The 5,053-nt window shown below is 71.7% G+C and carries 4 protein-coding genes and 1 rRNA gene; 4 read left to right on the top strand and 1 reads right to left on the bottom strand.

Translation table 11 applies throughout. From position 1 onward, the window contains the following. Positions 1–84, top strand: a 5S ribosomal RNA gene (gene rrf / locus ACZ6S5_RS34775); the annotation flags it as partial. A gap of 251 nt (positions 85–335) precedes the next feature. Next, entirely contained in the window at positions 336–962 is a 627-nt protein-coding gene (locus ACZ6S5_RS34770; protein ID WP_466006533.1) for an NADPH-dependent F420 reductase, read from the top strand. A gap of 72 nt (positions 963–1,034) precedes the next feature. On the opposite strand, the gene ACZ6S5_RS34765 is transcribed toward ACZ6S5_RS34770, so the two are convergent. Further along, entirely contained in the window at positions 1,035–2,849 is a 1,815-nt protein-coding gene (locus tag ACZ6S5_RS34765; RefSeq protein WP_466006532.1) for a VanW family protein, read from the bottom strand. A 190-nt stretch (positions 2,850–3,039) separates the two neighbouring features. Between ACZ6S5_RS34765 and nudC the strand changes: the two genes are divergently transcribed. Continuing rightward, the gene (gene nudC, locus ACZ6S5_RS34760) at positions 3,040–3,963 is read left to right on the top strand and encodes an NAD(+) diphosphatase (protein WP_466006531.1); all 924 of its coding nucleotides are present in this window, start codon (positions 3,040–3,042) and stop codon (positions 3,961–3,963) included. A gap of 449 nt (positions 3,964–4,412) precedes the next feature. Next, positions 4,413–4,961: a DUF6230 family protein gene (locus ACZ6S5_RS34755; RefSeq protein WP_466006534.1), complete on the top strand. Its 549-nt coding sequence runs from the start codon at positions 4,413–4,415 to the stop codon at positions 4,959–4,961. Positions 4,962–5,053: the final 92 nt, after the last annotated feature.

Here is a 5,053-nt window from a genome sequence, read left to right as displayed (position 1 = left end):
AACATTCCGAACCCGGAAGCTAAGCCCTCCAGCGCCGATGGTACTGCACTCGGGAGGGTGTGGGAGAGTAGGACACCGCCGGACAATCTTCCAGTGAGGGCCACCCCGTCGGGGTGGCCCTCACTGTATTTGGCCCCATTGCCAGGGCCGCCTCCTTCCGCGAACTGCCGCGCACCACCGGCCGGTTCTCGTACCGTCGGTGCGGGAGGGCCGGCACGACGGCGGAAACGTGACCTGCGGTACACCTCGCCGATGATCGGGCCGGACCGAGCGGGGTACCTGCTTGATGGTTCGACCGGAACTCACCGCCAGGGCTGGCGGAGGCAGGAGTGGTGATGAAGATCGGAATCATCGGGTCAGGACACATCGGTGGCACCCTCACCCGTCGGCTGAGCGCCCTGGGCCACGACGTGACCGTGACCAACTCCCGGGGGCCGCAGAGCCTGACCGACCTCGCGACGGAGACCGGCGCGACGGCCGGGACGCTGGAGGACGCGGTCCAGGGGGCGGAGCTGGTCGCCATCGCCGTCCCGCTGAAGGCCGTGCCGGACCTGCCGGCGGAACTCTTCGACGGCAAGCTCGTCGTCGACGCCGACAACTACTACCCGCAGCGTGACGGCGATGTCCCCGAGCTGCTCGACCGGAGCCTCAGCTCCAGCCGGTGGACCGCGGACCACCTGAAGGGCGCCCGGGTGGTGAAGGCCTTCAACAACATCCAGGCCGCCCACCTGATGGACAACGGCAAGCCGTCCGGCACGCCGGGACGGATCGCGTTGCCGGTGGCCGGCGACGACGCCGACGCCAAGCGGCTGGTCATGGAGCTGGTCGAGGAGCTCGGCTTCGACCCGGTGGACGCCGGCACGCTCGACGAGAGCTGGCGCCAGCAGCCGGACACCCCGGTCTACGGCACCGACCGCGACGCCGACGGCGTACGGAAGGGCCTGGCCCAGGCCCGCCCCTGAGGGCGTACGACCAGAGACGGCCCCGCCGGCGACGAGCCGGCGGGGCCGTTCCGTGCGTGCGGGCGGCGGAGGTCAGCCGGCCGGGTCGGGACCGCAGATGAAGCGCGGCTCCGGGTCGTAGCGCCAGCTGAACTTCTCCCGCTTGATCACCTTGCCGTCCTTCCGGATGACCCGGTAGGCGTCCTGGGCGAAGCCCTCGCTGCCCGCCGCGGAGATGCAGTCGGGCCCGGGCTCCAGGTAGACCGTCTTCGGCTGGGTGATGTCCCGGCGGGGGCTGTATTCGGTCTTCACGCTGTCGTAGATCTTCGTGCTCCAGATCGACACGGTGATCGTGCTGGAGGTGTAGGAGGTGTCGATGAGCACGCCGTGCTTCGTGTTGTTGCGGAACTTGAAGTCGAGGTCCGGCCAGTAGATCGTCGACTCGATCACCGCGGGGTAGCGGCTGAAGTAGAACGAGTGCGGCTTGTGCTCGACGTCCTCCAGGCCGGCGTAGTAGGTGGCGTTGAAGAGCGTGGTGGTGAACTGGGAGACGCCGCCGCCGACACCGGGCACCAGCTTGCCGTTCACGATCGTCGGCGCGTCCTGGTAGCCCTGGTCGTAGCCGCGTTCGCCGGTGTGGGCGTTGAGGGAGAAGGTCTCACCGGGCTGCACGATCGTGCCGTCGACGTCCTTGGCCGCCTGGACGATGTTCTGGCTGCGCGGCGAGGAGAGTCCGCCGGGGAACCGGGTGGTGAAGGTGGAGACCCGCTCCTTGATGCCCAGCTCCGCCAGCTTCGCCTCGGTCAGCTCCGGCTCGGCCGGCTTGAGTTCGGCGGTGACGGTCCGGCCGTCCGCCTTCGGCAGCACCGCGAGCAGGGCCGGACCGAAGGTGGCCGCGTCGAGCTGCCGGCCGGGCCGGCCGGGCACCACCTTCGGCTTGCCGCCGCTGATGGTCAGGCCGGCGTCCCTCGGCTCGACCTCGATCTTCGCGAGCCGCTCGCCGAGGGCGGTGCGCAGCCGTTTGACGTCGATCCGCGGGGTCAGCCTGCCCGCCTCGTCGGCGGAGAAACGCAGGCTGCGGGCGATGGCGGTGGGCGGGATGGTGATCGAGTCCGGGCCGGTGGAGAGCGTGACCGGGGCGGCCACGGCCGGCCGGGCCAGCTCGGCCACGAGCCGGTCCACCTCCTCGCGGGTGGTCGCCGGCCACTTCTCCACCAGCGGCACGGTCACCGGCGCGGCGGCGAGCCAGCCCGCCTTGACCGCGTCGGCCGCGCCGCTCTGTTCGACGGTCAGCGCCGGCTTCGGGTAGACGGGCTTCGGGGTGGTGCCGGTGAAGATGATCGCCGGCATGGTCATCTCGCGGCCCTGCCCGCCCATCGCCCTGCGCAGCGCCGTGTCCAGCCGCGCCGCGTCGAGCGTCACCACCGGGTCGATGGTGCGGCGGGAGCCGACGAGCCGGCTCACCGCGTGCGCCTCGACCGCGGCGGCCGCCGCCACGGTGGCGTCGACGTCGACCGCGAGCCCGACGTCGGCGGGCTTCAGCTCGGCGCTCCGCTCGCCCACCGTGACCTTGATCGGGGCGTTCAACTCCGCCGAGCGGCGGTCCAGAACGGCCTGGAGCGCCCGCGCCGCGTCGGCCCGGCTCCGGCCGCCCAGCTCGGCGCCGAGCACCGTGGTGCCCCGGGGCACGTCGCCCGCGTACGCCCAGGCGCCGGCACCCACGCCGGCGACGAGCACGGCCGCGGCGATCCCGCCGGCGAGCAGCAGCCGTCCCCGCCGGAACCAGGCGGGCCGGCCGGGGGCCGGTGCGCCGGCGGATTCCGGCTCGTCGTCCGGCCAGCTCACCGCGGTGACCTTCACCGTGGGCCGGTCGTCGGCGGGCGGGAGTTTTTCCCCGTACAGCGTCACAGCAACCTCGATCGGAAGTATCACGTGGGGACCGCTCCCCCCACCCCGGGAGACACCTACGGTAACCAACGCTCGAGCCGGCCGGGAGTCTCCGTCCGGGCGTCGCCCGGTTCGGCGGAACGGCGCGGTGTCGCGGTGATCACCCGGTCCCGGGGCTCTGCGGGGATGCAGGTCGTGGGACGGTGTGCGGGTGCGGACGGACGAGCGTGACCTGGCGTACGGCGGCGGCTGGCTGGACCGGGCGGGCGGGCTGCGCAGCGACCCGGGGTGGGTCGCCGCGCGGCTGAGCGAGCGGGAGAGCGTGCTGCTGCCGTTCTGGCGGGACCGTTGCCTGGTGTCGGCGGAGCGGGTGCCGGTCCGCCCGCTCGCCGTCGACGCGGCCGGGCTGCTCGGCGCCGCCGATGAGACGGTCTTCCTCGGCCTGGACGCCGGTCGGGCGGTCTTCGCCGCGGACCTGTCGGGCCGGCCCGAGCCGGAGGCGCTGGCGCTGGCCGGGGCGGCCGAGGCGGCGGACGTCCGGGCCCTGGTGGGTGGGCTGGGGGCGGCCGAGGCGGCCGTGCAGGCGTACGCCAAGGGGCTGCTGCACTGGCATCGGGGGCAGCGGTACTGCGGCGCCTGCGGGGCGGCGACGGAGGCGCGGGACGGCGGCCACACGCGGTCCTGCACCGGGCCCGGCTGCGGCCGGCTGCTCTTTCCCCGGATCGAGCCGGCCGTGATCGTACTGGTGGAGGCGCCGGACGAGCCCGGGCGCTGCCTGCTGGCCCGGCACCGGGGCGCGCCCGAGGGTTCCTGGTCGACGCTGGCTGGTTTCGTGGAGGTCGGCGAGAGCCTGGAGGACGCGGTACGCCGGGAGCTGGCCGAGGAGGCCGGGGTGACGGTCTCCGGGATCGCGTACCAGGGTTCCCAGGCGTGGCCGTTCCCGGCCGGGCTCATGGTGGGTTTCCGGGCGACGGCGGCTTCGACCGAGGTACGGGTGGACGGCGAGGAGTTGGTGGACGCGCGTTGGTTCACCCGGGAGGAGCTGCGGGCCCGGGTGGCGGCGGGACGTCCGCTCGGCCGGATCGACTCGATCGATCACCACCTCCTGGCGTCCTGGTTGGACGGCCGGGGCTGACGGGTACGCCGACCGGTTGGCGAGGTCGGCCGTACGGGTGAGCGGCACCTCACCCTCAGCGGTTTGTCAGCGCTCCGTTACCGAACTGTGACGTAGACCCGTGACGGCTACCACAGGTGAAACCTGTCGGTCTTCCTGTCGTAATCGAGTCGTTTTGCCCGAGGCTCGTTGCTGCCGGGATGTTAACCGTTGGTAACCCTCGGCGATCTTGATACCACGGTTGTGTTACCCGTCAGTAGCAAGGGACTTGTGAGGTGTGTCGCTTCGCGAGACCATCCAATCCGCGTACTGCGCGGCCCGTCGGCACTACGGTCTCCGCGCCGCCCCGCAGCTTTCCCGTCCCGAGTCGCGCCCCGCGGTCGGTGACGCACCCCCGTCGAGGAGGACCTGTGAGTGAATCGGAAGACCGCCAGGTGAGTGGCGGCACCCGCTGGCGTCGCTTCGCCGCGATGATGGTGCCGGCGACCGTCGTGGCCGGCGGCATCGTGCTGGGCATGGCGAACGGCGCCATCGCCGCCTCGTTCGCCGTCTCGGGCCAGACCTTCAAGGTCGGCGCCTCGAAGCTCGAGGGTGACGGCTTCAAGCAGTACGGCGGCATCGCGCGGGAGAAGGACGGCACCCTGCACCCGGTGGCCGTCTCCGAGATCGGCAACGCCAAGCTGTACGACCTCTGCCAGTCGGTGAACGCCAGCATCCCGGGCGTGCCGATCGTGCTGACCATCAACGCCGGTGGCAATGGCAACCCGGCCACCGCCAGCGACCTGCTGATCGACATGGACTCCCTCGAGGGTGACGCGGAGTTCAGCAACATCAAGATCGGCCGGGACGCGACCGACCTCAACCCGGACGCGCAGGCGAAGTCCTTCGGCCAGAGCGCGGACAAGGTCGTCATCACCGACCTGAAGCAGGTGGCCCGCTCCACCAGCGCCGGCGTCTTCACCCTGAACGGCCTCAAGCTCAAGGTGAACGTGGGTCCGAGCGCCAAGGAATGCTTCTGATCTGATGTCGAGGTCCGCGGAGGGCGCCCTCCGCGGACCTCGAACCCGTTCCCCGCCCAAAAAACCCCCAAGAAGAGGGAGTGGAAAACACC

The sequence above is a fragment of the Micromonospora sp. NPDC051924 genome (assembly GCF_055586005.1).
This window is presented reverse-complemented; position numbering and strand designations above follow the sequence as displayed.

What these genes read in the sequence shown, in the direction of transcription:
- ACZ6S5_RS34770 (WP_466006533.1), top strand. Translation starts at nt 336, where the DNA reads ATGAAGATCGGAATCATCGGGTCAGGACACATCGGTGGCACCCTCACC.
- ACZ6S5_RS34755 (WP_466006534.1), top strand. Translation starts at nt 4,413, where the DNA reads ATGATGGTGCCGGCGACCGTCGTGGCCGGCGGCATCGTGCTGGGCATG.